Consider the following 26,887-nt stretch of genomic DNA (forward strand, 5'->3'; position numbering starts at 1 on the left):
GGCGTACACCATTAGAGGTCTTCTGGGAACAGATGAGGTTCTAATAAGTGTTCGGATAATTCTTGCAATCTCCCTCATTAATTCCTCCCAAAAATTTTAATGATACCATCAATGAATACGCTTTCATCGTAGCACTGTTTCGAAATCCATTCCATGATTAATACTTAACATCTAAAACAAATTAAATATCCATTCATTTATCAGGTGAACAGTGAGTGTAAAAAAAACCGTCTAGTCGATGACCTCTCGTCGACTAGACGGTTTAACTGACATTAACCAATATGATTTTCACGAAGAATCGCATTAACTTCCTGTTGCACATCCTCCGGCTTTTTCCATTCATCAAAGGTGGTAAAGTCCTCCTCTGGCATCGCATAGTGCTCATTCACGTAGTCCTCATAAGCCTGAACGTGCGGCGTATGGGCGATGTTCAACTGGAGAATCCGAACCTGTTTGATGAGCCCACGTTCAACCGCTAGCTCGGCCCGACCATTCTGGACCATGTTACTAATTTCCATGTACTTGCTCCCGTCCAGTCGGGTAATTTCTTCAATCAAGGTAAATGTTTCATGACTCTTCATCCCAAATGCCTCCTCAGTCAACGTTAGGGCGATAGTCCCCTAACGCCATCTCCCCAATTATACTAGGTTTTAGGGCAAAACAAAACCACTACCAGGGAATGGTAGTGGTCGGCATAAGAGAGAAAGAGAATTGATTAGAAGGTAATTATTAATACCTTACGACTAATAATATACCGGTATTTGTAAGCGCTGTCAATGCTTTCACAGAAATAATTATTACTTTTGACCATTATTCTTCTAAATGAGGCTGGCCAGTAACTAATCGCGGCTAAAAAAACCAAAAAAAGAGACCGGGAAGCATGCCCTCCCGGCCCCGCCATTTAGTCTTCACCAAATGAGAGATAGATCCTTTATTCGATTCATTGGGAAATCAGATAAAGGGGTAAATAAATGGTAACTTAAAGATACCACGCTAAATGATAAAAATCTATCCCTTTTATCATCATTTTCTAATTTTTATTTAACACTACTGGTCGCGTTGGGATCATGCAGTACCGTTTCCGGATGCACAATATGCGCTGGATTTGAGATCACATCAGTAACTGAATGACCAGAAATGTTGACCACACAGGCGAAGAGCATCGCAACAATAGCCACACCCGTCAGAATTCGATTACGCCAGCTCATCTTTTCACTGATGACTGACCCGTAGAAGTCCTTCTTCACTTGATCGGCAACGTGGGCATCGTCCGGCGCTACCGCCTGGCGTTCCTTGGTAACTTGGGCCTGATAAGCATCGATATCAAAGGACTTTTGCCCTTCTTTCATCGTCCGTTGGAAATGCTTCTTTTCCTTCTTGGTCTGCTTCTTAAACCACTTGGTAAAGTCACGGTAATCCTGAACAATTTCCTCAGTAGGTCCGATGGCCTTCAGTGCCCCATAGTGAATCCAGGCCACACGATCACACAAGATTTCAACTTGCTTCAAGGAGTGACTGACAAAGACGATGGTCTTCCCCAGGTCCTTGAATTCAGCAATCTTGTCCACACACTTTTGGTAGAAGGTATCATCACCAACGGACAAGGCCTCATCAATGATCAGAATGTCAGGGTTGACGTGCACGGCAATGGCAAAGCCCAGCCGCGACTTCATCCCTGAAGAATAGCTCTTAACGGGTTGGTATAAAAAGTCACCAATATCCGCAAAGGCCACAATGTCATCCATTAATCCATCAATCTCGGGATTAGTCAGCCCCTGCATCAATGCCTTGAGTCGAATGTTTTCGACTCCGGTCAGGTTGCCTCGCAACCCGGCACCGATGGCGATGATCGAGGTGTCCCCCTTCACATCCACCGTCCCAGTCGTTTGTGGGATAATCCCAGAAATGATGTTGGATAGTGTCGACTTACCGGAACCATTGACCCCGATCAAACCCAGGGTTTCACCCGACTTAACCTCGAGTGAGATCCCCATCAAGGACCAGAAATGTGGCACCTTAGTATTGCTTAGGGAAAAGAAGGACCGCAATTTTTCGGATTGGGTCTTGTACAAGTCATACTCTTTTGTAACGTTTGTTACTTTAATTTTATATGAATTATCCATGAATTAAACTTCCTAACTCAAATATTAACGCACTCTAACGCACCGAGGTCTCCCCGGCCTAATCTGTTGTATTATAACAAAAAAAGCTACCGAATGGGTAAAAATTCCGGTAGCTTTACCATTTTCTTATAACCAGTCGTCAAACCGCTTAGGATAAAGCACGTGCGTCTACCCAGTAATTGGTTTTACTGCCACTAAATCGAATCCGATACCAGGTTGACTTGTTGGAAGCCTTGAAACCGCAAAGATTGACGGTCACTTTGGTTCCCTTCTTGCTCCCCTTGGGCCACTTCAACGTCTGTTGATTGAAGTGGGTCGTGGTGACGTGATTATAAACATTGTACTTATTAAATTTACTGCTCAGGGTCTTCTTGCCACTCGCCGCGGTATAGAAAACTTGGGCGTACTGTGGCTGAGCCACCATCCCGGCAATCCAAGTCTTATCTTTGCCGACCTTGATCCGATACCAGGTGGTTTTGACGCCGTCTTGCGTCTTCACGGCTTCGTTGTCCGCCGTATAGGACTTAGCTGTCAGCTTCTTCACCGCCGTCTGTTCCTGGGCTAGGTAAGGCGAATTATAGACATGGTTATAGGTGCTTCCCCCCGCCTTGGTGTTCACCTTCACGGTCGCTTTCCCATCGGTATAGGTCACTTGGGGGAAACTGATGGCACTGGCGTAAACCCAGTACCGAGTAGCCGACTTACTCTTCTCAAATCGAATTCGATACCAGGTAGTCTTGTTTCCAGACTTAGTCGCCGTTCTCACGGCTCGCATATCCAGATAGACCTTCTTCCCTTTAGTCGCCTTAACTTTGCTCCAGGCCGTCTTGGTGATGTTAGCTCGCGTATCCTTCACGTGGTTATACAACCGCACGGAAGCGTAATCCTTGCTGAGCGTGGCCGTTTGATTGCCCGAGGTGCCATAATACTTGGCTTTGGAGTAGACCTTGGGAGCCGGTGTCGCCACATCTGGTGCAGAACCGTCAAGCAAGGTATCTAAACTATAAGTTTTAATAATGCTGATCAGTGAGCTCCCATAGGTCGGCGCCGTCGCATAGACGCCGGTCAAGGCATTAGCCGCACTTGCATAGGTCTTGGCATTTTCACGCCAAGTGCCACTGTAAATTTTGGGATTATAACTGGTTCCCCCACGAAGCAGGGTCGCATTATCCGTCATTGAGGCCTTAGCATTGGGATACTTTCTAAAGTTAGCGGTCGTGTGATAGAGCTGACCGTTGGCATCGTATTCCGTCGTCGCCATCGCGACAGATTGCCCCTTATAACTGCCCTTCACGCCAAAGTAATTGTTGGCTTGGGTTGTGAGGAGACTTGTTCCCCAAGCACTCTCTAACGCTGCCTGAGACATCATCACGGATGGATACAGTTTATACTGATTTGCAACTGACGTGACGGGACTCTTCAAATCGCTGATAAAACCTTGGGGATTCGTCGTTGCCGCATGGGCGGTCCCGCTGACGCTACCCAACGCAGTCCCCAGCAGGAGTGCGGCTAGTAGCCATCGTTTACTTCGCTTCATTCTCGGTTTCCCCCTTAAAATCGCTTTCACGTCAAGAATAACATAACTTGACGCTTTACTGGAAGTAAAAATGGGGATAACTCGCGCTAATTCAAGGTTCGTTAGGCCAGCTGACTAGCAGCCGCCTCATCGAGAATGATTTGCACATTTTGGTGAGTTTGGAGATAACTAGCCGGAACCTCAGGGGTCACAGGCCCTTGAATCATCGCGGCTACAGCGTCTGCCTTGGCTGCTCCGTAGGCCACGATCAGGATCTCCTTGGCCTGTAAAATCGAGCCAATTCCCATGGAGTAAGCATATCGTGGCACATCCTCAGCATTGTCAAAAAATCGAGCATTTGCTTCGATAGTTGACGCAGTCAGGGCCACCTTGTGCGTGGTCGATGCTGGATCAGTCCCAGGTTCATTGAACCCAATGTGTCCATTTTGTCCCAGACCTAACAATTGTAGGTCAACGGGGTGTTGTGCAATCACGTCGTCATACCGCTTGGTTTCGGCCGCAGCATCCGCGTTCATCCCATCTGGCACAAATGACTGGGCAAATGGTTTGCGATTGAATAAATGGTGTTGCATAAAATAGTGGTAACTCTCTGGATGGTCGGCCCCTAAGCCCACATATTCATCCAGGTTAACCGAGGTCATGTGACTGAAATCCAAGTCACTGGCCACGAGTTCATCATAGATCGTCACTGGTGTGCTTCCGGTCGCTAGTCCCAGAACCTTGGCCCCCTGTTGTAAGGCATGTTGGAAAATCTGAAACCCGGCACGGCCGCCAGCTGCCTGATCTTTCACGATTTGAATGTTCATGTTGTTACTTGTAAGTTGTGTCATCACCCGAAATCTCCCTCTCTAATGGTATAGTCCAATGATAAAAGATCTAGACCAATCTTGCAAGCTTTTTGCTCAGAAAAACTTCCCGTAAACCAACAAAAAAGGACGGCCACTGTCCAAGCAGTGATCGCCCTATTTCCGACGAATACCTCGCCGGTTGGCACTTAATTCATTCTGTTGTTTCCGAAACTTCTCAAACGTTGCGTCGCGTTGCTTTTGGTTCTTGTGGGAATCCACCCGTTTCGTATATTTCATCGTTTTCACCTCGCGTTTTCATAACTTTTCGTAAGTGTACTATACAACGAAAACCGGCATTTCGCAAGTTAGACGCGTCGTGTCGCCTTGGATCGCAATCACACAAAAAGCGTTCGGAAAATTCCCGAACGCTTCCAAAACTCATTTTAAATTATTCAACCGTCACACTCTTAGCCAGGTTACGTGGCTTGTCAACATCCAGGCCCTTGTTCAGGCTGGTGTAGTAAGCCAACAGTTGGGCCGGCACAACGCTCAGCAATGGCATCAACATCTCGTCAACATCTGGCAAGATCAGATTGTCACCCTCGATAGCTAAGCCTTCACGAACAATCGTCAAGGTCTTGGCCCCACGAGCCACGGTTTCTTGCAAGTTACTCCGCGTTAAGCCAGCGGTCTTGGCCTGCGTAATGAAACCAATCACTGGCGTGCCCTTTTCGATCAAGGCAATCGTCCCATGCTTGAGTTCTCCAGAGGCAAAACCTTCGGCCTGAACGTAGGAAATTTCCTTCAGCTTCAAGGCAGCTTCCATGGAAACCGCGTGGTCAATCCCACGGCCGATGTAGAAGGCCTTGTTGGACTTCATCAGGTAGTCATTAGACAACTGTTCCAACTTATCCTTTTCGTCGACGATAGCCTGCATCCCCGTGGCAACTAAACCGAGTTGTTGGCGAATGTTGAAGTTCTGCGCCACGATTTGGCCAGTTGCTTCACCCAATGACTTTGCCAAGATCGCTTCTAGCGCGATCTGCGCCGTGTAAGCCTTGGTTGAAGCCACGGCAATTTCTGGACCAGCATGGAGTAACAACGTGTAGGTTGCCTCACGGGACAACGTTGAGTTCTGCACGTTGGTGATCGTCAAGCTTGGGTAGCCAGCATCGTTAACGTTGACCAGTACCTCACGGCTATCCGCCGTTTCACCAGATTGCGTCAAGAAGATGAAGAACGGCTTCTTTGACAGCATTGGTTGTTCGTAGGCAAATTCAGACGACACGTGAACTTCCGTTGGGATGTGAGCTAAGTTTTCAAATAGCCGATTCCCAACTAAACCGGCATGGTAACTGGTCCCGGCACCCACGATGTACAGACGATCGGCGGCTTCCATGGCGGCGATCAGCTTGTCATTAATCTGAGGTTCGCCGTGTTCTGACAAGTAGGTTTGGGCCAACTTGCGCATCACGTTAGGTTGTTCGTCGACTTCCTTCAACATGTAGAATGGGTAGGTTCCCTTGTCCGTTTCGTCGGCATTCATGTCAACGTGGAATGGCTTGCGTTCAACGGCATTGCCGTCGGCGTCTTGGATGGCTACCTTGCCCGGCGTAATGGTCACGACTTCGCCGTCCATTAATTCCAAGAAGTCATGGGTTTCCTTGAGCATCGCCAAGGCGTCGGAACAAACGACGTTGAAACCATCACCGACCCCAATCAATAAGGGGCTCTTGTTTTTAGCAACAAATAACGTGTCTGGTTGTTCGCGGTCCATCATCAGGAAGGCGTATGAAGAACCCTTTAATAGGCTTAACGTCTTCAAGAATGCTGCCTTAGCGTCCAAGTTGTCTTCAACGGCAAACTTGTCGATCAATTGAACGACAACTTCGGTATCCGTTTGGCTCTTGAAAGGCACATCACTCAGATACTTTGCCTTCAGTTCTTGGAAGTTGTCAATAACCCCGTTGTGAACCAGGTAGAACCGGTCGTCATTGGAGAAATGTGGATGTGCGTTATCGACGCTAACCACCCCATGGGTTGCCCAACGCGTATGACCGATCCCAGTTGACCCGTGAACGTCAGGCGTCACCTTAGACCGTAATTCAGAGATCCGACCTTTAGTCTTAACTAAGTAATCCTGACCCTTTTGGTCGTTGACGTAGATACCGGCTGAATCGTACCCCCGGTATTCCAACTTCTCTAGGCCGTTCAATAGGATCTTAACGGCATTGTCATTTCCAGTAACCCCAACAATTCCACACATAACTAGTCTTCCTTTTCTCGACGCCGCCCCCGTTAGTCGGGAGGGTCGGTTGATTTTTTTAGAAATGTATCAGCTTTCTTATAAATTGGTATAGACTGAAACGCCTTTCATAACGTTTCCGGATGACTATACTTTACAGCCTTCCTTAGGGGTTGTCAACTATAAAAACCGCAACTGGTCTATCGTCCCTTTACGACTCCGTTTTCATGAAAATAATCACTCTTTATCGCAACGGCACGTGGCTTCCATGAGAGCCACGTGGCAACCAACAATTCCTCAAAAAAAGAGCCCTGGGCCATCCCCAGAGCTCCACTAAATTATCGATTTAACTTACTTCACGCCAACTTCGGCCCGAACCACGTCCGCGATCCGGTCGACATAGCCGGCAACGATTTCTTCCGTTGGGGCTTCTGCCATGACCCGGAGCAAAGGTTCAGTCCCGGAAGGCCGAACGAGCACACGACCGTCACCGTTCATTTCCTTTTCAACGGTGGCAATCATGGCCTGAACTTGAGGATTTTCCAGGGCAGCCTGCTTATCGGCGACCTTCACGTTAACTAACTTTTGTGGATAAGTTTGGACGTCGGCTGCTAATTCGGAAAGCTTCTTCCCCGTCACCTTTAAGATGTGGAGCAGTTGTAGGCTAGTTAAGAGGCCGTCACCAGTGGTGTTGAAGTCCAAGAAGACGATATGTCCAGATTGTTCGCCACCCAGGTTGTAACCGGATTTCCGCATTTCTTCAACGACGTAACGGTCCCCGACCTTGGTCTTAACCGACTTCAGGTCGTGAGCCTCCATGGCCTTGTACATCCCCAGGTTACTCATAACCGTCGTCACAATGGTGTCCTTCTTCAGGCGACCATGTTCGGCCAGGTACTTCCCACAAATGTACATGATCTTGTCACCATCGACCAGTTTACCGGTCTCATCAACCGCGATACACCGGTCACCGTCACCATCAAAGGCCAAGCCAATTTCGGCACCCTGGTCAACGACAAATTTCTGTAATTGTTCGGGATGCGTCGACCCAACTTGATCGTTAATGTTCAACCCATTAGGGGTCGTCGCGATCGTCTCAAAGTCCACGTTTAGATCGGCGTAGAGCCGAGAAACCAGACCACTCGTGGCCCCGTTTGCGGAGTCGACCGCAATATGTAAACCGTCGAGGTCATCGGCAATCGTCTGTTCCAGGAATTGAATGTACTTTTGGCTACCTTCGGAATAGTCCTCAACGGTTCCCAACCCATCAGTCGTTGGCCGAGGCAAGTTGTCATCAGCAGCGTCTAACAGGGCTTCAATTTCTTCTTCCATTTCGTCGGAAAGCTTGTAGCCATCGTTACCGAAGTACTTAATTCCGTTATATTCGGCTGGGTTGTGTGAGGCCGTAATCATGACCCCAGCGGCAGCACCCTGCGTCCGAACCAAGTAAGCCACGGATGGCGTGGTAATCACGCCTAGCCGGAGCACTTCGATGCCGACAGACAGAAGTCCAGCAACCAAGGCATTTTCCAGTAATTGACCGGAAATTCGGGTATCCCGTGCCACTAAGACTTGGGGATGAGCATTCTCACTATCAGCGTGTTGCGTTAAAACATAGCCGCCAAACCGGCCAACTTTAAAAGCTAATTCGGGCGTCAGTTCTTGATTAGCAACTCCCCGAACACCATCAGTACCAAAATACTTCATTGTCAAACTCCTCATTTCTAAAACAAATTTTCGTTAATCCGCACTGGCCTTGACCGTCACCTTAATCGTGGTGGGATCGAATGCCGTCACGTCGTTATCACTGGTATCCAGCGTCACCGTCTTGGTGGCCTGGCTCTTCACATCACTCACATCAACGTCCACGGCGACACTCTGGAGTGCCTTCAATTGGGCGGCACTCCCATAGGCGGTCACCTTGGAAACGTTGCTGCTTAGTTTATACGTCGTTCCGGACGAGCCATTCTTTGCATTCAGGTTGACACTGACCTTCTTACTCTCCCCATCGGAAGTGATCGGCAAGTTAACCGTGGTCGTTGATGGCGTCAAAATCACGTTCACCGTCTTACCATTCTTATCCAGGGCCTCAATGACCGCTTGACTATTCACAGTCTTCTTCACGTTCTGAGCCAAGGTTAACTGGGCCACCACACTGGTAATCCGAGAAATCTCATTGGCCGCACCCGTTGCCTTAACACTCGTCACATCGGAAGTTGCCTTACCGGCAGAGTACCCCGGGGCGATGTTTTGCTTGTTATATTGAACCTTCACTGGGAAGGACACCGTCCGCCGTGGCTCAATATCCACCGTGATCTTGGCGGGTGAGATCGTGGATTCAATCTCATGATTCAGGCCTTCTTGGTGCAGGGTTACCTTATGTTTGCCCACACCCAAGTCGCTCAGTGCGGCATAAACTTTAAAATTTTGCGTATTGGCCGTCGTCGTCACCAGAGCTAAAGGTCCCTGAAGCTTAACTTTCACCTTCTGGGGATACCCGGTCACAAAGTATTTATTACTATTGACGTTAAGTTGAAGCGGGACGGACACGGTAACCGTCTTGGTCGCCGTGAGCGATGTCGTTCCCGTCGAGCTACTCGACTGGGAACTCGTGGCCGACTTCGTACTATTCACATAGAAGAAAAGCAAGATTGCCAGGATGAGCGCCAGAATACGGTAAAGCCAAGTCGTATAGCGTTGATTTTTCATTTACGGCGCCCTCCTCTAAAGCGTTGGTCAAACCAATCGAGGGTCTTAACCAACACGTTGTTATTATCGGCGGCTTCCTCATTCACCAGTTCATTACGGAGAAATTTCATGTAATCAGCCTGCGTCAAGCCACGAATAAGTTCATTATTCTTGGTAATCGAGACTTCCCCGGTTTCTTCAGAAATAACGATGGTGAGCGCGTCGGTGACTTCGGAAATGCCGACGGCGGCTCGGTGACGGGTTCCCAACTCTTTCGGAATCAGATTACTTTCCGACAGTGGCAGGTAGGCCGCGGCGACGGCAATGCGGTTATTACGAATAATGACCGCCCCATCATGCAGTGGTGTATTGGGAATAAAGATATTAATCAGGAGTTCACCGGTTAGTTCGGCATCCAAGTCAATCCCCGTTTCAATGTAGTCTTCCAGACCAGTATCGCGTTGAATCGTCATCAAGGCCCCAATTCGCCGCTTGGACATGTACTGAATCGCCTTGTCCAGGCCCTCGATCATGCGGTTCGCCGCCTCATTTTCGTGGCGAATCCGCACAAAGAGTGAACCCCGACCCAAGTGTTCCAGTCCCCGCCGGATTTCCGGCTGGAAGATAATGATGATCGCGATAACCCCCCAGTTGATGACTTGATCCACCAACCAAGAGACGGTGTTCAGTCCGATATAGGCACTCACGAACTTCACCAGCAGAATCAAAATAACCCCCCGGAAGAGCTGGATAGCCTTCGTTCCTCGGAGCATCACGATTAATTCATAAATGACAAACCAGACCACTAAGATGTCTAGTAAGTTGACTAAATTCCCCAATGTAAGGAGATTGCCCCAATCCAGGTTCATGACTTTCCCTCCAAATCGAATTCAGATTTTATTATAGCACGGCCCCGCCAACATTGCGCCCTGATTACCGATTATCCAGCTAATTCCAGTTCATCATGTCACAAAACTTACAGAATTATTAAGGTCCCCACCAGTCGCTACCTTCATGGATTCATTCTGGTAAACTAGAAGTCATATTCTGTTCGTTTTTGGGTAATGGGCGGTAAAATAAGAGTGAGTTCTGTCCTTCACTTTTTAACAAAATAAAGACGAACGGACCTCACTATTTTAACTTGAAAGGAGGGCTTGCGATGAATCGGCGAGCGCGTTGGGAAATCCGAATATTCTTTGCCATCTGGCTAGTGTTTCTCTACTTCCGAGCCAAGGATCCCTTCTCCTTTCTGGTGCTAAACACCTTCCTAGGCTATCTGCCTATTGAGATTAGCTTTCATCTGGGCAAGGTCACACCGCGCAGTGGCTGGTTATTCTGGCCCATGGTGGTGTTGTGGCTACTCTTCTACCCCAATGCCCCCTACTTACTGACCGACCTCTTCCACTTATCGCTCCTCCAGCCATATGCGCTGAGTGGCCTTCTAAGGGTCACACCGCATCTCTGGATCTACTTTACCTATATGATGGTCAGCGCCGTTAGCTGTTCATTCCTGGGCTTCTGGAGCCTCAATTACGTCAGTCAGACGATTAGCACCCGAGTTGCCAAGGGTAATCGATGGATACGCCTCACCATCGTAGTGCTCCTGACCTTCCTGTCCTCGGTTGGCCTTTACATTGGCCGTTTTCTGCGGATTCACACCGTCTACCTCTTCATTAATCCGGAACAGTTCATTAATCCGATTCTCTCGATGTGGACGCCAAACATGTGGATCTTTGTGATCCTGATGACGTTCTTACAGCTATTCAGCTACTGGATTCTCTATCTCATCATGAGCAACTCAGCCATGCCTTCTAATTCTAACTAAATCTTATGCTGAAGGGCCCTAACGGCTTTGTCGTTGGGACCCTTTTAATGTGATTAGAATTAGCCGCCTGCGGCTGCCAGGGATTACGCCTGCTGTGGGGACGCTTCAGCCCCTTGGGCTTCTCGCTCGATTTGAAGCCCCGCCAGAGGCGCGGGTCTTCAAAGTCGCCCGTGATGTAAGGCCGAGAAAAACCACTCGGTCTAACATCACCACCACGGCCGGCTCCATCCCTGGCCTCCTCCGACTAAGATCGACGGATTCCGCAACAACAGCTAACAAAAACCGTTCCATTCCAGTCATTGCCTCAATCCTACTGATACCCAAGATCGATTGCATACCCTGAACACCCAAAAACAGCAGCTACCGTATAGCCTACGCTAAACGATACCTACTGTTTTTCAATGTCTCTAAATTTGTGGCCATTCGTTCAACCGTAGCGTGAAACCTGCCATATCAGCCGTGAGGTCGGTCGAGATGGGCTCAGGCGCGTCGTTCTCCTTAGTCAGTGAGTGTCTTTCTCACTAGCTTAGGAGAAAACCAAGCTTGTAGACTCGTGATTTTCGAGGCTTCAAGTTGTGTTCGCACCGTTCCAGCCCATCTCGACCGACCGGTAAGGCGAAAATCTCCACGACAGTCAGCAACACTTAAACAAGTTTCAATTATCGTTGGCTACTCGCCTTCCTCGCTGTTGAGGGACATGACCAACACGTTTTCCGCATAGTTCACGTACTGACGGAGATGGGTGGCCTTGGTCCAGCTGATGTTACCAGCTTCCAACAACGTTTGAATTCCGTTTCTCTCGGCCCCCAAGGCCCGTACCCTGAGCTTGTTGAGTTGATGTTGATAATCATCCTCATGGCTCGGCGCGGTGGCTGCTTTGGCCCGTTCAATCCGGTTACGGTAATGCACGAGCAGGTGGTAAACCGCCTGGTTGTCGAACTGGGTCTCATCGACGTCGGTTCGTGCCAGATATTGTGACAAAGCCTTGATAGCGTTCTTTGCCGTCTCACGTTCAATCAGATTGTTCTCGGCATGCAACCGGTCGGTATCTTCGGAATGCAACCAGTAACGCGTATTCCGCCACATGTGCCGGAAGAACAGTACCCAGTAGTGCATGACCCCTGGCATTGTCCGCCCGGAAACCTGCGTCAAACGCGATTCTAGCTTTTCAATTCGCCGAAGGGCGCCGACATAGCTGGTCTGGGTGATCTTCTCACCCTCCAATAGTGATTCCAAAGATTCACGTTCACCGGTAATCGCCACTTCACGTAACTTGATTTCGTCGTCCAAGACCTTCTGCATCGCCGTATCGGCGCGATAGCTCATTTCCAAACGTCGAATGATGAACTGGTAATCCAGGATTAAGTCGTAGGCCGCCCGCTGGTTGTTGGGCCGTCTAAGTTCCTCAATCTTCGAAATTGCCAGTCGCATGATATAGGCTCTGGCTTCCTCTTCACTGATTTGCCGGACAGGTTCCTCAGGAAATTCTTCCTCAGCCTCATCATCCAAATCAATGTCATTGGCAATCTCATCGCTGACACTGGCCCGCGTCTGTAAGGGCTGCTTATCAGTCGAGATTAACGGTAGCATGATGGTTGCCGCAACCAAACTGATGATAATCACCCCGGAAGCCACGAAGAGCATCAGGGCACGCGTCGGAAAACTGGCCCCCGTCGCAATGGTCGCAGGTACTGAAAGCACCCCGGCCATCGTCACGGCACCACGCACTCCAGACAGCCCAGATAACACGGCCATTCGGAAGCTTGGCTTTTCTTGGGAACGACTCTTGGTCAATCGTTGGAACAGAATGTACCCGTACGTCCAGAACGTTCGGATAGCCACCAGGATGACCCAAGCCATGAAGGCAAAGAAGATTGCCTGGCCCGTATTAAACTGACCACCCTTAATTACCTGCGAGGTCGCGACCGGTAACTCGATTCCTAAAATCACAAAGACGATCCCGTTTAAGGAGTAGATGATGATGTCCCACACCTTTTCCGTCACGAGTTTGAGTTCCGGCGTATCTTCTACGATCCGGTTCTCACGAGCGTGATACAGGACCCCGGCCGTCACGACTGCGATTACTCCGGAAGCGTGGGTAATCTCTTCAGTTACCAGATAAATAACAAATGGCGTGGCAATCTGAAGCACGGTGTTAAAAATCACATCGTCAATCCCCTGGCGACGGAGAATATCCATCAGGAGTTGAATGGCGGTCATGAAGATTAACCCAGAAATGAAACCAACGATACTGATGTAGATAAAATCACCAGTCGCCGTCCCAATCGAGAAGGCACCGGTCACCGTGGCCGCAATCGCATATTTAAACGCAATCAGACCACTGGCATCGTTGATCAGGCTTTCCCCACTGACCAAATGCATCAGACTGGCCGGGAGCTTAACCTGCTTGGCAATCGACTGAACCGCCACCGGATCGGTTGGCGACAGAATCGCGGCCAAAGCAAACGCCACGGTCAGCGGCATCTTGGGAATCAGCGCGTAGATCAGGTAACCACCCAGTAACGTGGTTAGAAAGACCAACCAGATAGCATTGGCAAAGATCGGCCCCCGTAATCGCCAAAGTTCGCGACGAGGGAAACGCCGCCCATCGTTATAGAGCAACGGCGCGATAAACAGGAGCAGGAACCAGTCGGTCTCCAATGGCACTTCAAATTTCCAAACCAGGGCCACAATGAGCCCCAGAACAATTTGAATCAGACTGACTGGAATGAACGTGAGGTAGTGACTGATAATATTGGATAAAAGAACCAAAACGATTAACAGAATCACTGCTTCAATTATAGGCACATAGGGTTCCCCCTTCTTTATTTGGCGGTAGGTTCTTCTCCAATAATGCGCACTTCGGTTTCGAGTTGAACATTATCTTCCTTCAAAATAACTGCCTGGATGTGGTGAATCAATTCCAGGTAATCCGTGGCCGTGGCGTGGTCGATGTTCACAATGAACCCAGCGTGCTTCGTTGAAACCTGCGCGCCGCCCCACTTTAGGCCTTGTAACCCGGCTTCTTGAATCAATTGACCGGTGTAATGGCCCTTAGGTCGCTTGAAAACACTCCCACAGGATGGCAGATCGAGTGGCTGTTTGGCCGCACGCCGAGCATTCAGATCATCCATTTTAGCTTGGATGGCTTTCCCATCCCCAGGGGTCAACGCAAAGGTTGCCGTGAGGATGATATCATGGTAATCCTGAACGGAACTGTGGCGATAGCCAAAGTCGAGTTCTTTTTGGTTCAGTGTCCGAATCTCACCTTCGGGCGTCAGCACCTCGGCGGAAATAGCCACTTCGCTGATTTCACCACCGTAAGCCCCGGCATTCATAAAGATCGCCCCACCGACACTACCGGGAATTCCAGCCGCAAATTCAAAACCGGTCAGGCTGTGAGCCTGGGCCACTTTCGTTGCCTCAATCAAAGCCGCCCCCGATTCTGCGGTCACAGTCTGGCCGTCCGTGGTAATGTGGTTCATTTTCGTTAAGATCATCACGAGGCCACGAATCCCGCCGTCACGCACGATGAGGTTGCTGGCATTACCCACAACCGTTACCGGCAACTTCTCCTGATTGGCATAGGCTAATAAGGATTTTGTTTCCTGAATGTTGGTTGGGAAAGCCAAGAAATCCGCTGGCCCGCCCGTCTTAGTATGGGTATAGTGAGCCAAGGGCTCGTTCCGCAGAATGGTAACTGCTGGAAATACCGTTACGATGTCTTCCATCATGATTATTCCCTTCGTTTCACAAAATTTATGTGCTCTCACGATGTTAATCATGAAAACAACAGTCATAGGATTATTTTAGCATGAAATGGTCGTAAACGACACGGGGACGCGCCATTCACAGCCAAAACTTATTTTTCTGGTATACTGGAATTAGTCTTTTGGAGGTGCCGTCATGAAATTTATTTCTTGGAACGTCAATGGTCTCCGGGCCATCGTGAAAAAAGGATTTGTTGAGACATTTAACGAACTAGATGCCGATTTCTTTGGCATTCAGGAAACCAAGCTACAGGCTGGTCAGATCGACCTGGACCTTCCCGGCTATTACCAATATTGGAACTACGCCGAACGAAAGGGCTACTCCGGAACCGCGCTCTTTACCAAGCACAAGCCGCTCAATGTGATCTACGGGATTAATGCTCCCGACTTCGATCACGAGGGTCGAACCATCACCCTGGAGTATCCAGACTTCTACGTGCTCACCTGCTATACACCAAATTCTGGCAGTGGCCTCAAGCGTTTAGACTTCCGGATGGGTTGGGAAGAAGCGTTCCTGTCCTTTATTCAAAGTCTCGATGCCAAGAAACCCATCATCTTCTGTGGTGACCTGAACGTTGCCCACGCTGAGATTGACCTCAAGAATCCCAAGTCAAATCATCACAATGCCGGATTTACCGACGACGAACGTGAAAAGATGACGGCACTACTTGGGACTGGCTACACCGATACCTTCCGCTATTTCAATCCGGAAGCTACCGGTCGTTACTCTTGGTGGAGCTACCGGTTCCACGCCCGCGACAACAATGCTGGCTGGCGGATTGACTACTTCATCACCAGCAATCGCTTGCAGGATCAGTTGAAAGACGCTAAAATACTAGACCAAGTCATGGGTTCCGACCATTGTCCGGTGGAACTCAATGTGGACGGTTTAACCGTCTAAGAAAGGAAGATGCCCTCTTGAACTTTGTCGCAATGGATTTCGAAACCGCCAGTGGTAAACGCTATAGTGCCTGTTCTCTCGCCCTAACCATCGTTCGCAACAGTCAGGTTGTCGATGAATTTTATACCTTGATCAAACCCGACACGGACTTCTTCTGGCGCAACGTTCAAATTCATGGGATTCATGAACGCGACGTGGCCAATGCCCCGACATTTCCAGAAGTTTGGGAGCACATCTCTCCCCTGTTTCAGCGCGATCGCTTAGTTATCGCCCACAACGCCCCATTCGACAACGGTGTGTTGCGCAGTACGTTGGAACACTACAACCTGCCAACGGCACGGTACCTGACACTGGATACCGTCAAGACCAGTCGTAAGTTCTTCCCCGAGTTCCCTAATCATAAATTAAACACGGTTTGTGACGAACTCGATATCGACTTACACCACCATCACAACGCACTCGACGATAGTCTGGCCTGCGCTAACATTCTGTTGTACGAAGCCAATCACTTTGGCACACAGCCCTTGAAGAATTTTGTAACTGTGAACGCTTAGTTTGGTATGAACGACCGCCTGCGGCTGCCAGGGATTACGCCTGCTGTGGGGACGCTTCAGCCTGGGAACCAGGCTTATCGCTCGATTTGAAGCCTCGCCAAAGTCACGAGTCTTCAAAGTCACCCGTGATGTAAGGCCGAGAAAAATCACTCGGTCTAACATCACCACCACGGCTGGCTCCATCCCTGGCCTCCTCCGGCTAAGATCGTGTTTTACAACAACCTTATAATCAATAACAATAAAATCGGTAAGTCCTACTCAGCATATGCCAAGTAGGACTTACCGATTTTTCATTTAATCTGAATCCAAAAAGAGTGCTGCCAACCTCCGTCGACAACACTCATGTCAGTTATTCAGTTTTGTTCTCCGAGGTCATCCCCAAACGATACACCATCTCAATGGCTTCGACACATTCGCCGTCGTCATCGGTGACCGTTGTAGGTGGGGTCGCCGTCTTGGCGAAGCCCATTTTCTCATAGAGCTTCATAGCGGGCACGTTGCGGGTCTGGACGATGAGACCAATGGCCTGTAAGGCACTGGCCGTCTCCGCCCAGTACAGCGCTTCATCAACCAAGGCCGTCCCAATTCCGAGATGCCAGTAGGCCTTCTCGACGGCAATCCCCAGTTCCCCCACATTACCTTGTGGCGTTGGTGAAACCGACAGGACACCTAAGAGCTGGTCACCAAGACTGGCGACCAACAACAGGTGCCGAGGGCTATCCTTGATTTGCTCCAGTTGATCGGCTTCCTGCGCGGCACTGATAGGATCGTCCGCATCGGCCAGGCTAAACGTATCGCTTTCCAGCTGCAGTCGACCTAACAGTCCCAATAAATTAGGCGCATCCGCAGCGTTGGGCATGCGAATCAGAACATCTTCACTCATGGTCAGCACCTGCCAATTGATTGACCAGCTGGATAAAGTGTTCTCCTCGTGGATCGAAGCTCAGCGTTCGTTGGTTCTCACCGGCATCATCGTCGCGTTTGAAAACGATTCGCAGATAGTTTTCTGGCAATTCATCGGCAATGAATTTAGACCATTCCACCACGTTGACGCCATCCCCATTGAAGTATTCGTCGAGGCCCAATTCATCCCCGCTACCATCTTCCAAGCGATAGACATCCATGTGGTAGAGTGGAATTCGACCACCCTGGTATTCACGAATAATGGTAAACGTCGGGCTCTTCACGTTACGCGTAATGCCCAAACCCGCAGCTAATCCCTTGGTAAATGTCGTTTTACCGGCACCAAGATCGCCATCCAATAAAATCACGTCCCGCGGCCGAAGTTCTGGTGCTAACTGCTTGCCCAGCGCCATTGTGGCTTCGGGACTCTTGACCGTGACAGTAAACATTGTTCGTTCCCCTTTATCTAAAAAATCTCGTCAGCAACTGCCATAACAGCCACTGATCACTAAAACTCGTCGCTATAAATAATACCCGGACTGCTAGTAAATAGCAATCCGGGCACTCTTAGTTTGATTTAAGTTTAAAATTTTTAGTTCAAGGACTGGGCGGCCGTGATGATGGCGACCTTGTAGACGTCCTCTTCGTTACAACCCCGTGAAAGATCCGAGACTGGCTTGTTCAAGCCTTGCAGGATAGGTCCAATGGCTTCAAAGCCCCCGAAACGCTGGGCAATCTTGTAGCCAATGTTCCCAGACTGTAATTCAGGGAAGACGAAGACGTTCGCATGGCCAGCAACCTTGGAGTCTGGGGCTTTCTGAGCGGCAACACTGGCAACAAAGGCGGCGTCAAACTGTAACTCACCATCAACGGCCAAGTCGGGAGCGGCTTCATGAGTCAGCTGAGTGGCTTCCTGAACCTTGGTGACCATATCACCCTTAGCGGAACCCTTAGTTGAGAAGCTCAACAAAGCAACCTTAGGATCGATGTCGAAGACCTTGGCGGTATGTGCACTTTCGACAGCCACTTCAGCCATCCCGGCAGCATCTAATTCGATGTTAATGGCACAGTCGGCAAAGACGTAGCGTTCGTCACCCTTTTGCATGATGAAGGCCCCACTGATCCGACGGACACCTGGCTTGGTCTTAATGATCTGTAAGGCTGGCCGAACGGTGTCCCCGGTTGGGTGGACCGCGCCAGAAACCATCCCATCAGCTTGGCCCATGTAGACCATCATGGTCCCAATGTAATTGGGATCAGTCAACATCTTTTCGGCTTGTTCCACAGTATTCTTGCCCTTACGGCGTTCGACTAAGGCGTCCAACATAGCCTCATGGTCAGCTGTCGACATGTCGGCAGGATCGAGAATCGTCAACGGTGTCAAATCAATCGCGTGGTTCGTAGCTGTCGCCTGAATATCAATCTTATCTCCAAGCACAATTGCCGTAATCAAGCCATCCGCTGCGAGGCGGCTAGCGGCTCCGAGAACCCGTACATCGGCACCCTCAGGAAACACAATTGTTTTATTTTGACCATTAATCTTTTGCTTAAGACTATCAAAAAGTTCCATAGTTGAAGACCTCCATAAAATAATCCCACGATTCAGTTCTGTTCCGACGTCTGGTTGGATGACCCTTTTGGATCCGCAACCGTTACCTCTGCGGGTAATTGCCAATCAATGGGAGCCTCCCCCAAGGACTGTAAAGCGATGTTGGTTTTTGAGAATGGTTTGGACCCAAAGAATCCCCGGTTGGCCGATAAGGGACTCGGGTGCGGCGACTGCAAGACGATGTTGGTCTTGGTATCAATCAACTTAATCTTAGACCGGGCCGCATTGCCCCATAAGATAAAGACCACGGGTTCCTTACGCGCCGACAACTTGGCTATCGCCACGTCCGTCAAACGCTCCCAACCATGTCCCTTATGGGAAAAGGCTTGACCATAACGAACCGTCAGCACGGAATTCAACAACAGAACCCCCTGCTTCGCCCATTTCTCTAAATAGCCATGGTTGACTGGGGCAATCCCCAAATCACTCTGAAGTTCTTTATAAATATTTTTGAGCGATGGTGGAATCGGCGTCCCGGGTAGAACCGAGAAGCTACACCCATGGGCCTGACCAGGGTTGTGATAAGGATCTTGTCCCAAGATAACGACCTTGACCTGACTAAAAGGCGTCCACTCAAACGCTGTGAAAATATGATACATGTCTGGGTAAATCTCATGATGCTGGTATTCCTCGACTAAAAACTGACGTAACTGTTGATAATACGCCTGCTCAAATTCGGGTTCCAGCACCGGCCACCAATCATTGTGAATAAACGGTTTCATTCCCAACACCTCAAGGTTTATTTTAGCATAAGACCCTCACAAATGATATTGTCCAACCAGAACCCCAAAACATGGTAGAATGGGTCTAGGAAATCTGGAGAAAGGAGGGGTCTCTTTGCGAACACTCTATTTAAATGAGGCGGCACTGTCGGCCAAGGCCACGTCAGTCATTCGTGACGACCAGAATCAGTCCTGTTACCTGTTAGTTGGTAAGTGGGGCCTGCGCGCCGACGTTCTCTCCGTCTATACCATTGCGGGAGCTTTGGAGGCCGAGGTTAAGCAAGAATCACTCGGCCTACTACCAAAATTTCGCTTGATCTACCATCGTCAAACAGTCGGCCGCGTCAGCAAAACTTTCGGCGTGATCCGCGAAGTTCTCTTCGTCCGTGGCCTTAACTGGGTCATCATGGGAAATCTCAACAGTGGCCACTTCCGAATCTTCCACGGCCGTGATCGCATCGCCACCATTACCACGGTGGCCGGATCCGGTGGTGAAACCGTGGAGCTCGTGGTGGATCAAATGGACAACGAGCCCCTTATCATTTGTCTAGCAGCCATTCTCGATCGATGGGCCAAGCACCAGCAAGGCGCCCTTCTCCCCAAGAGAGCTTGGGGACCCAAGCGCCTGCAATCGGGCGTTGTCCCCTTCACAATTTCTCGAAAAAAATTACTTAACCAAGGATTGTGAAACTCAAGTGAGTTCGCAATCCTTTTTACTTACCCAAATTTCGGCAAAGAAAAAGGCCAACGCGCTGAACGCATTGACCTCAGAGACTATTTCGCCATAACTAATTTCTTGTTAGCGGTGACATACTTGCCATTCGTTAACTGGTAACGTGTCGTCAAGTGATAAGACACAATCTTCTTAACCTTCAAGGTTTGGCCCTTCTTGTAGTGCTTAACCTTGTGGGTCTTCAAAGCCTTGTTCTTGTAACTGTTAACCCCTTTAGGGTTGATAACTTTAAGTTTATTGTGTTTAACCGCGTAGTAAACGGGAACCACATAAGCATGCTTCGTGGTGATGTATCCCGTCTTACCATCCGTCTTAGATTCATGGTTAACGTCTTTAACCTTGTAACGCTTGTAGCCTTGCTTAGACTTAGCGTAACCCGTAACCACAAACATTGGCCGATTCGTTCGCTTCTGCTTGCTGTAAGTTACCTTGCGAGCCTTCTTAGAGAAGTTCTTGCTACTGTAAAGGCTAATCTTCTTGGTGGCGTAAACCACACTGGTCAACGGTGCAATCGTGTCAGCATCCCCACCAGAAACTAAGTCTTGGGCATAGTGGAATGTCACGGATTGGCTGTTGCTGGTGAAGGTTCCCTTGGCTTGACCATCGGTTGACGCCAGCTTGTAACCAGAAAAACCTAATTCTTCAGCCTGGTAGCTTGCGCCTAACTTTCCAGTTAAGGTCACATCATCCGCCAGCTTTTTACCGTCGTTGTCAACGTAGTGGACCGTGACTGGTTGCGCACTTTCGGTTGGTGTTACTGGCGTTGTGGGATCAACATCGGGCGTCGTGGGTTCGATGACTGGTGTGACGGGTTCCCAGACGTAGGTTTCCATACCCACAATCGTATTTTTACTCTGGTCGGTCACATCAGATCCACTATTGAAGGTCTCCCCTAGCGGATTTCCAACTGTCCCCTTGCCAACAGCACGCCATTTGCCTGTGTAAATATCAGATGTCTGGGCACTGGTCAAGTTACTGCCGAGCCCCTGGGTATCACTAACGGACATCGTCAATTGCTTCAGATTGTTATCACTAACAAACATCCCGGCAACTTTACCTGGGAACTGACCCATATTGACCTTTTCAACTCCAGAGTACGAGACAAGACTTCCCGCTGTCGTGTTTGAGGTAAAGGTCCCTTTAGCAAAGTTAACTTCTTTTAATACAGTATCTCGACTAAACATATGGCCCACATCGATCACATTAGGCGTTTCAAAATTACTGACATCCACAGAACTTAATTGCTTGTCACTGGCAAACATATCAAAGAATGTGGTTGCCTGCTTGGTGTCAAATTTTGAAGTGTCGAGTGAAGTGACCAGAGGTAAGTTTGAAAACATGTAACTCATGTCCGTTGCATGACTGGTATTCAAAAGGTCAAGATTATCAATACCGGTAAGATTGGACAAATTCCCAAATAGATTTTTCGAATTTGCTGGTGCCGTAACGGGCCCATCAAAGACAATTCTCGTAATCTTTTTGGCAGCTGCATTAGCAGCGTTTGCAATAACCGGCGCACTGGTTGTCGGCGTACCGTTGTACTTACCATTATCATCGGTAACTAGTAAGTACCCCATTACCGAGTTTATGTTGGTACGCTCATCAACGACTCTTGATTCATCAAAAGTCCCAGCGCCAAAGTGCAAGACGCCATCAGACTTCATATAAAAATGCGACGTTCCAAAATTCCCTTGAATTTCGTCGGCATCATCGGTATCCGTTGATGTCGTATCTGCATCCGTCGCAGCCTTCGCCGTAACCACCGGTGCAAAATTAGGTAAAACAACCGCACTAACCGGTTGTGCAACCCCCAGAGTTAATCCAAATAATAGTGCCGTTGCTTGCCATTTCATGAATACTTCCTCCTCCATAATAATTCCCTAGTAAGAATTATTTCAAATAAGTATTTTGCTAATACGTTTCGATATGTATATAGTAACACCTACAATTATAAAAGGGAAGGATTTTTTTCCACACTTATCTAAAAACGGCAATTCGTCCATGCTGATTAGCCTACTTTTTGGTTATATAATCATCAAAGCTCACTAGTAGCGGCATTTTTAAAGCTGCCAAGGTCCGCAGTTCATAGCTATTCATCCGTTTATACCATATACCAGTTTTCGGTGTTATATGTCATCTTTTTTTAGGATGTCCAGCTTTTTGGATAACCTGTAACATCAAAAAAACGTCCTCCAAATTGGTAGGTAACCATTTGGAGGACGTTTTTTTGAGTTTATTTAGTTAGCATGGTTACTTCTGAGCAATCACTAATTTCTTATTAGCCGTGACGTACTTGCCGTTGGTCAATTGGAATCGCGTTGTTTTCTTGTAGCTGACGATCTTCTTAACCTTCAGTGTTTGGCCCTTCTTGTAATGACGAACCTTGCCCTTTAAGGATTTCTGCTTGTATGCATTAACCCCTTTGGCATTCAGGACCTTCACTTTATTCTGCTTTTTAGCATAGTAGACCGAGGAAACGTAAGCACTCTTAGCCGTGATGTATCCCGTCTTACCAGCCGTCTTGGAATGATGATTGACGTCTCGAACCTTGTAACGACGGTAACCCTGCTTGGATTTGGCATTCCCGGTCACGACAAACATTGGCCGATTAGTCCGCTTCTGCTTCCGGTAAGTGACCTTCTTGGTCTTCTTCGAGAAGTTCTTGCTACTATAAAGGTTGATAGTCTTCTTGGCGTAAAGCACCCCGGTAATTGGCACGACCGTTGCTCCGGACCCACCGGTTGAGAGGTCGGCGGCATAGTGGAAGGTGACCGTGGTTGGCGTGCTTCCGAAAGTCCCACTCTCATCCCCGGTTACTGTACTCAACTTATAGCCACTAATTGCTAGACGTTCAGCCGTATAGGTTGCCCCAAGGGTTCCTGTTAAGACTTGGTCATCTGCAAGTTTCTTGCCCTTTGCATCCACATACTTCACGGTGACAGGTTGCCCTTGTTGCGTGACGGGTGGTGTTACCGGTGGCGTTACTGGTTCAATGACCCGCTCTGTGGGCTCCCAGACGTAAGTTTCCACGGATGCCGGATTGTGGTCACCATTGTAGAGTGCCGCCACTTCAGCTCCCTTGGCATAACGCTCACCCAGCGGATTCTGAACCGTCCCTTCACCAACAGCTTCCCAACTGTGAAGAAATTCATCATCGTCCATGGTGTTGGGATCGTTAAGATAAGTGGAGGTACTCTTGAAAATCGTCTTGGGCCCGAGAGTTAACTGCCAGAGGTTCGTTTTCCCATTAAACATCGAACTGCCACTAAAGTCAGCTGGTGGCGCAAACGAATCAAGTCGCAAGATCTGTACGTTACTGCCACTAAACATGTATAAAGCACTCTTCAAACTGGCAAAAGTGAGTTTAGACATATCTAATTCCTGTAACGAAGCATCATTTACAAACATTGACATCGTAGTGGTAACGTTATCCGTATTAAAGTGCGAAAAGTCTAAATTGGAAACTTTTCTGAGCTGATAGAACATAAATGACATGTCGGTCACGTGACTCGTATCAAAATGAGAGACATCTAGTGACTGTAAAACATTGTTCCCAGTCCGACCACCTGTTGCACCGACGTAAGATTGAAGCGAAAGAAACATCCCTTTCATGGTCGTGGCTGCCGAGGTATCTAACTTATCAAGATTGACATATTCGCTGACAAAGCCAAATTGGGCAAAGAGATTGGTAGCATTTGACGACGTAGCTACCGGGCCATCCAGAACAACCTTGGTCACTTGCTCACCAACCTTGTTCAAGTCTGCTTCAGTCGGATCCGAGTTGCCTTCTTTAAGCGCAATCTGTGAGACCAATTGTCCCTTATTCCCAGTAATTTCAGAACTTGTCGGTTCTGCTAATGTTCCAGCTTCCAAATGAAGCTCGCCTGATGTCGTCAAATACCAGTGAACCCCGTAGTCCCCTTCGACGGCAATGTCTGACTTAGTCGTGTCAGATGTCGTGGCTGCCTGTGCCACCACAGTTGTCCGCAAGCTTGGTGCAGCTAGCGTGGCTAATGGCTGTGTCACCCCTAAGGTGAGACTCGTGAGTAAAATTGTTGCCTGCCATTTTTTCATGTTGGTCTCCTCAACTTTCAAAAAATTTTACCATTGTGGAATCGCTTACTTTTATGTTGAATATAATAACACCGTTAATGGGTTTCCGCCAGCATTTTCTTACACACATTGCCAAAAAAGTTCCCATCTTACCCCCTTTATTATCTCACATATTTTGAGATTGATGGATTTATATCACTCGTTTTGCCCTTTATTGCGGGATTTACGGTAACAGCACATCTTCGTTTGAATTATATAGAATCACCCTCGACCTTGTGCAACAGAGTAAACGACATCGTCAAAAGCAAACATCCTATTATTGGTGAACCGGATTTACTTTCATATGTAAAAAAGTATCGTGAGCGCACTGTCTCACGATACTAGATGTCACTATTCAGCGATAACTAACTTCTTATTCCCAGTGACATATTGACCATTGGTCAGTTGGAAACGCGTAATCTTGTTGTCACTGATGATTCGTTTAATCTTGAGGGTTTGGCCCTTCTTGTAGTGTCGAACCTTATCCTTCAAATTCTTTTGCTTGTAGCCGTTGATCCCTTTAGCTCCCAAAACCTTCACTTTCTTCTGGTTCAAGACATAGTAAGCTGAGGAAACATAGTCGTATTTCGCCGTAATGTAACCCGTCTTACCGGCCGTCTTTGAATTCTGGTTCACATCACGCACCTTGTAGCGTTTGTAGCCCTGCTTACTCGTCGCGTAACCCGTGACCGCAAATACTGGTCGGTTGGCCCGTTTCTGCTTCTGGTACGTGGCCTTAGGGGTCTTATCCGTAAAGTTCTTGTTGCTGTGCAGGTTGATGGTCTTCTTGGCGTAGACCACCCCGTTCACCGGCACGGACCCATCTGATTCTCCCCCGGTCGTTTGGTGTGGGACATAGTGGAAAGTCACCGTGGTTGGCGTACTCGTAAAGGTTCCTTTAGCATCACCGGCAACCTTGTGGAGCTTGTGACCGTTGATCATCAGACACTCTACCTTATAAGGTTCACCGACGTTCCCCGTTAATACCTGATCTGCTGCCAGGCGTTTGCCCTTGGCATCCAAATGCTTCACGGTAACCGGTTGGCCTTGTTCAACAGGCGCTGGGGTTGGTTCAACCTCCCGCTTAACCGGTTCCCAAACATAGGTTTCCACTGCACTCGGCTTACCCTCACCGGCATACAGCTTCGTCACAGCCCTGCTAGTGTCATATTTCTCACCTAAGGGGTTCTGAACCTTCCCGCTACCCACAGACTGCCAGTTGTCAAGGAATGCCTCGTCTTCGATTGCATTGGCCTCAGTCAGGTAAGTATCCCCGGTTAACGTCGTCTTCGGCCCCAGCGTTAATTGGCGAAGTGTTGAATTTCCGCCAAACATTGCCCACCCGGTAAAGTTAGCTGGTGGCGCGAATGAATCCAGACGGAGCGTCTCTACGGCACTCCCACTAATCATAAAGGCCACAACCTTCAGATTAGCAAAAGTCAGGTGCGACATGTCGAGTGATTTCAGTGACGAGTTTCCGAGGAACATCGAACCGGCATCCGTCACTTTGTCAGTGTTGAAGCTTGATAAGTCATAACTTGAGATCTGGCGTAACTGACAGAACATGTTGGTCATGTTGGTCACGTTGCTGGTATTGAAGCGGGAGACATCGAGGGACTTCAACACGTTATTCCCATGCTTTGTTTCGTCATCTTCCGGGTCCACATAGGCTTGGTCTGAATAGAACATCCCCTTCATTGAAGTTGCGGCCGACGTGTCCAGCTGATCGAGATTGACGTATTCACTCACGTGACCGAACTGGGCAAAGAGGTTCGCCGCGTTGGCTGAGGTTGCTACTGGGCCATCCAAAACAACTTTAGTAACTTGTTCCCCGGCCTCTTGTAACTGGGTCAGTGTCGGATTGGTAATGCCCTGTTGTTCCGCAATCTGAGTCGATAACTGACCGTTGTTCGAGCCCTCACCAACGGCTGGTGGAATTGGCGTATCCTTTAAGGTTCCCGATCCTAAATGCAGCTCGCCAGCCGCCGTCAGGTACCAATGGACGCCGTAGTCCCCTTCAGCCACAACATCGCCCTTAGTTGAATCGGACTGCGTTGCTTCGGATTGGGCAGTTGCAGCCTTAGCCGTTACAATTGATTGGGTATTGGGTGTCGCTAATACAGCAATAGGTTGGGTAATTCCAAGGACGAGACTCGTGAATAAGAGAGTTGCTTGCCATTTCTTCATGGTGGTTTCCTCAGCTTTCGTTTTTTATATTATGTGAAGTTTCGTACTTCATATCTTGGAAATGATAATACCATCGTTCGCCTAAGCTTGACTACTCTTCCCGGCATTGGCTGGCAAAAAACGTCCCATTTGGTTCGGCATCTGCACCATAAATTCTAAAATTCACAAAGTCGGGACTCGCGCAGCCTCTCCACATCAGGCTTCCTCATA

General features: G+C 48.7%; 22 protein-coding genes. 4 read left to right on the top strand and 18 right to left on the bottom strand.

The genetic code is table 11. The features are described from left to right. Positions 1 to 272: 272 nt before the first annotated feature. The 9 genes from OCU14_RS05590 to cdaA all read right to left on the bottom strand — a co-directional run bounded on the left by OCU14_RS05590 (position 273) and on the right by cdaA (position 10,250). The gene (locus tag OCU14_RS05590) at positions 273 to 581 is read right to left on the bottom strand and encodes a hypothetical protein (RefSeq protein WP_057878673.1); all 309 of its coding nucleotides are present in this window, start codon (positions 579 to 581) and stop codon (positions 273 to 275) included. A 456-nt stretch (positions 582 to 1,037) separates the two neighbouring features. After that, on the bottom strand, positions 1,038 to 2,123 hold the full coding sequence (locus tag OCU14_RS05595) for an ABC transporter ATP-binding protein (RefSeq protein ID WP_261810163.1): 1,086 nt from the start codon (positions 2,121 to 2,123) through the stop codon (positions 1,038 to 1,040). Positions 2,124 to 2,271: 148 nt separating this feature from the next. Continuing rightward, positions 2,272 to 3,660 (bottom strand): glycoside hydrolase family 73 protein, encoded by a 1,389-nt coding sequence (locus OCU14_RS05600; protein ID WP_261810164.1) that lies wholly within the window; start codon positions 3,658 to 3,660, stop codon positions 2,272 to 2,274. 101 nt (positions 3,661 to 3,761) lie between these two features. Then, entirely contained in the window at positions 3,762 to 4,466 is a 705-nt protein-coding gene (locus tag OCU14_RS05605; protein WP_261810220.1) for a glucosamine-6-phosphate deaminase, read from the bottom strand. A gap of 156 nt (positions 4,467 to 4,622) precedes the next feature. Beyond that, positions 4,623 to 4,745 carry a hypothetical protein gene (locus tag OCU14_RS05610; protein ID WP_125544371.1) on the bottom strand — a complete coding sequence of 41 codons (123 nt, stop codon included), beginning with the start codon at positions 4,743 to 4,745 and terminating at the stop codon, positions 4,623 to 4,625. Positions 4,746 to 4,896: 151 nt separating this feature from the next. Beyond that, a complete protein-coding gene (glmS, locus tag OCU14_RS05615) occupies positions 4,897 to 6,714 on the bottom strand; it encodes a glutamine--fructose-6-phosphate transaminase (isomerizing) (RefSeq protein ID WP_261810165.1) in 1,818 nt (605 codons plus the stop codon). A gap of 330 nt (positions 6,715 to 7,044) precedes the next feature. Further along, positions 7,045 to 8,400 (bottom strand): phosphoglucosamine mutase, encoded by a 1,356-nt coding sequence (gene glmM / locus OCU14_RS05620; RefSeq protein ID WP_261810166.1) that lies wholly within the window; start codon positions 8,398 to 8,400, stop codon positions 7,045 to 7,047. Positions 8,401 to 8,433: 33 nt separating this feature from the next. Continuing rightward, a complete protein-coding gene (locus tag OCU14_RS05625) occupies positions 8,434 to 9,402 on the bottom strand; it encodes a CdaR family protein (protein ID WP_261810167.1) in 969 nt (322 codons plus the stop codon). Then, positions 9,399 to 10,250, bottom strand: coding sequence for a diadenylate cyclase CdaA (gene cdaA, locus OCU14_RS05630; RefSeq protein WP_261810168.1), 852 nt, complete (start codon positions 10,248 to 10,250; stop codon positions 9,399 to 9,401). The genes OCU14_RS05625 and cdaA overlap by 4 nt, the downstream gene beginning before the upstream one ends. Before the next feature lie 290 nt (positions 10,251 to 10,540). Here cdaA and OCU14_RS05635 point away from each other — a divergent pair, with 290 nt between their 5' ends. Further along, positions 10,541 to 11,206 (top strand): DUF1361 domain-containing protein, encoded by a 666-nt coding sequence (locus tag OCU14_RS05635; RefSeq protein WP_261810169.1) that lies wholly within the window; start codon positions 10,541 to 10,543, stop codon positions 11,204 to 11,206. Positions 11,207 to 11,875: 669 nt separating this feature from the next. Here the strand turns inward: OCU14_RS05635 and OCU14_RS05640 are convergent. After that, a complete protein-coding gene (locus OCU14_RS05640; protein WP_261810170.1) occupies positions 11,876 to 14,014 on the bottom strand; it encodes a cation:proton antiporter in 2,139 nt (712 codons plus the stop codon). 17 nt (positions 14,015 to 14,031) lie between these two features. Continuing rightward, positions 14,032 to 14,943 (bottom strand): UDP-N-acetylmuramate dehydrogenase, encoded by a 912-nt coding sequence (gene murB, locus OCU14_RS05645; RefSeq protein WP_373875074.1) that lies wholly within the window; start codon positions 14,941 to 14,943, stop codon positions 14,032 to 14,034. Between the two features lie 169 nt (positions 14,944 to 15,112). On the opposite strand from murB, the gene OCU14_RS05650 reads away from it, so the two are divergent. Continuing rightward, on the top strand, positions 15,113 to 15,877 hold the full coding sequence (locus OCU14_RS05650) for an exodeoxyribonuclease III (protein WP_261810172.1): 765 nt from the start codon (positions 15,113 to 15,115) through the stop codon (positions 15,875 to 15,877). Positions 15,878 to 15,894: 17 nt separating this feature from the next. Further along, a complete protein-coding gene (locus OCU14_RS05655; RefSeq protein ID WP_261810173.1) occupies positions 15,895 to 16,431 on the top strand; it encodes a 3'-5' exonuclease in 537 nt (178 codons plus the stop codon). A gap of 349 nt (positions 16,432 to 16,780) precedes the next feature. On the opposite strand, the gene OCU14_RS05660 is transcribed toward OCU14_RS05655, so the two are convergent. From OCU14_RS05660 to OCU14_RS05675, 4 genes are all read right to left on the bottom strand, one after another. Next, positions 16,781 to 17,314 (bottom strand): GNAT family N-acetyltransferase, encoded by a 534-nt coding sequence (locus OCU14_RS05660; RefSeq protein ID WP_261810174.1) that lies wholly within the window; start codon positions 17,312 to 17,314, stop codon positions 16,781 to 16,783. After that, positions 17,307 to 17,783, bottom strand: coding sequence for a tRNA (adenosine(37)-N6)-threonylcarbamoyltransferase complex ATPase subunit type 1 TsaE (gene tsaE / locus OCU14_RS05665; protein WP_261810175.1), 477 nt, complete (start codon positions 17,781 to 17,783; stop codon positions 17,307 to 17,309). Before tsaE ends, OCU14_RS05660 begins: the two co-directional genes overlap by 8 nt. 143 nt (positions 17,784 to 17,926) lie before the next feature. Then, entirely contained in the window at positions 17,927 to 18,904 is a 978-nt protein-coding gene (gene pta / locus OCU14_RS05670; RefSeq protein ID WP_261810176.1) for a phosphate acetyltransferase, read from the bottom strand. 32 nt (positions 18,905 to 18,936) lie between these two features. Then, the gene (locus OCU14_RS05675) at positions 18,937 to 19,665 is read right to left on the bottom strand and encodes a uracil-DNA glycosylase (RefSeq protein ID WP_261810177.1); all 729 of its coding nucleotides are present in this window, start codon (positions 19,663 to 19,665) and stop codon (positions 18,937 to 18,939) included. A 115-nt stretch (positions 19,666 to 19,780) separates the two neighbouring features. Between OCU14_RS05675 and OCU14_RS05680 the strand changes: the two genes are divergently transcribed. Further along, complete coding sequence (locus OCU14_RS05680; RefSeq protein WP_261810178.1) at positions 19,781 to 20,353, top strand: LURP-one-related/scramblase family protein; 573 nt, start codon at positions 19,781 to 19,783, stop codon at positions 20,351 to 20,353. Positions 20,354 to 20,439: 86 nt separating this feature from the next. Here the strand turns inward: OCU14_RS05680 and OCU14_RS05685 are convergent, their stop codons facing one another. From OCU14_RS05685 to OCU14_RS05695, 3 genes are all read right to left on the bottom strand, one after another. Next, a complete protein-coding gene (locus OCU14_RS05685; protein WP_261810179.1) occupies positions 20,440 to 22,251 on the bottom strand; it encodes a MucBP domain-containing protein in 1,812 nt (603 codons plus the stop codon). 397 nt (positions 22,252 to 22,648) lie between these two features. After that, positions 22,649 to 24,472, bottom strand: coding sequence for a DUF5776 domain-containing protein (locus tag OCU14_RS05690; protein WP_261810180.1), 1,824 nt, complete (start codon positions 24,470 to 24,472; stop codon positions 22,649 to 22,651). 369 nt (positions 24,473 to 24,841) lie between these two features. Continuing rightward, the gene (locus OCU14_RS05695) at positions 24,842 to 26,677 is read right to left on the bottom strand and encodes a DUF5776 domain-containing protein (RefSeq protein WP_261810181.1); all 1,836 of its coding nucleotides are present in this window, start codon (positions 26,675 to 26,677) and stop codon (positions 24,842 to 24,844) included. Positions 26,678 to 26,887: the final 210 nt, after the last annotated feature.

Source organism: Levilactobacillus humaensis (genome assembly GCF_024345185.1).
GTDB classification, from domain to species: domain Bacteria; phylum Bacillota; class Bacilli; order Lactobacillales; family Lactobacillaceae; genus Levilactobacillus; species Levilactobacillus humaensis.

What these genes read in the sequence shown, in the direction of transcription:
- OCU14_RS05590 (WP_057878673.1), bottom strand. Translation starts at nt 581, where the DNA reads ATGAAGAGTCATGAAACATTTACCTTGATTGAAGAAATTACCCGACTG.
- OCU14_RS05595 (WP_261810163.1), bottom strand. Translation starts at nt 2,123, where the DNA reads ATGGATAATTCATATAAAATTAAAGTAACAAACGTTACAAAAGAGTAT.
- OCU14_RS05600 (WP_261810164.1), bottom strand. Translation starts at nt 3,660, where the DNA reads ATGAAGCGAAGTAAACGATGGCTACTAGCCGCACTCCTGCTGGGGACT.
- OCU14_RS05605 (WP_261810220.1), bottom strand. Translation starts at nt 4,466, where the DNA reads ATGAACATTCAAATCGTGAAAGATCAGGCAGCTGGCGGCCGTGCCGGG.
- OCU14_RS05610 (WP_125544371.1), bottom strand. Translation starts at nt 4,745, where the DNA reads ATGAAATATACGAAACGGGTGGATTCCCACAAGAACCAAAAGCAACGC.
- glmS (WP_261810165.1), bottom strand. Translation starts at nt 6,714, where the DNA reads ATGTGTGGAATTGTTGGGGTTACTGGAAATGACAATGCCGTTAAGATC.
- glmM (WP_261810166.1), bottom strand. Translation starts at nt 8,400, where the DNA reads ATGAAGTATTTTGGTACTGATGGTGTTCGGGGAGTTGCTAATCAAGAA.
- OCU14_RS05625 (WP_261810167.1), bottom strand. Translation starts at nt 9,402, where the DNA reads ATGAAAAATCAACGCTATACGACTTGGCTTTACCGTATTCTGGCGCTC.
- cdaA (WP_261810168.1), bottom strand. Translation starts at nt 10,250, where the DNA reads ATGAACCTGGATTGGGGCAATCTCCTTACATTGGGGAATTTAGTCAAC.
- OCU14_RS05635 (WP_261810169.1), top strand. Translation starts at nt 10,541, where the DNA reads ATGAATCGGCGAGCGCGTTGGGAAATCCGAATATTCTTTGCCATCTGG.
- OCU14_RS05650 (WP_261810172.1), top strand. Translation starts at nt 15,113, where the DNA reads ATGAAATTTATTTCTTGGAACGTCAATGGTCTCCGGGCCATCGTGAAA.
- OCU14_RS05660 (WP_261810174.1), bottom strand. Translation starts at nt 17,314, where the DNA reads ATGAGTGAAGATGTTCTGATTCGCATGCCCAACGCTGCGGATGCGCCT.
- tsaE (WP_261810175.1), bottom strand. Translation starts at nt 17,783, where the DNA reads ATGTTTACTGTCACGGTCAAGAGTCCCGAAGCCACAATGGCGCTGGGC.
- pta (WP_261810176.1), bottom strand. Translation starts at nt 18,904, where the DNA reads ATGGAACTTTTTGATAGTCTTAAGCAAAAGATTAATGGTCAAAATAAA.
- OCU14_RS05675 (WP_261810177.1), bottom strand. Translation starts at nt 19,665, where the DNA reads ATGAAACCGTTTATTCACAATGATTGGTGGCCGGTGCTGGAACCCGAA.
- OCU14_RS05685 (WP_261810179.1), bottom strand. Translation starts at nt 22,251, where the DNA reads ATGAAATGGCAAGCAACGGCACTATTATTTGGATTAACTCTGGGGGTT.
- OCU14_RS05690 (WP_261810180.1), bottom strand. Translation starts at nt 24,472, where the DNA reads ATGAAAAAATGGCAGGCAACAATTTTACTCACGAGTCTCACCTTAGGG.
- OCU14_RS05695 (WP_261810181.1), bottom strand. Translation starts at nt 26,677, where the DNA reads ATGAAGAAATGGCAAGCAACTCTCTTATTCACGAGTCTCGTCCTTGGA.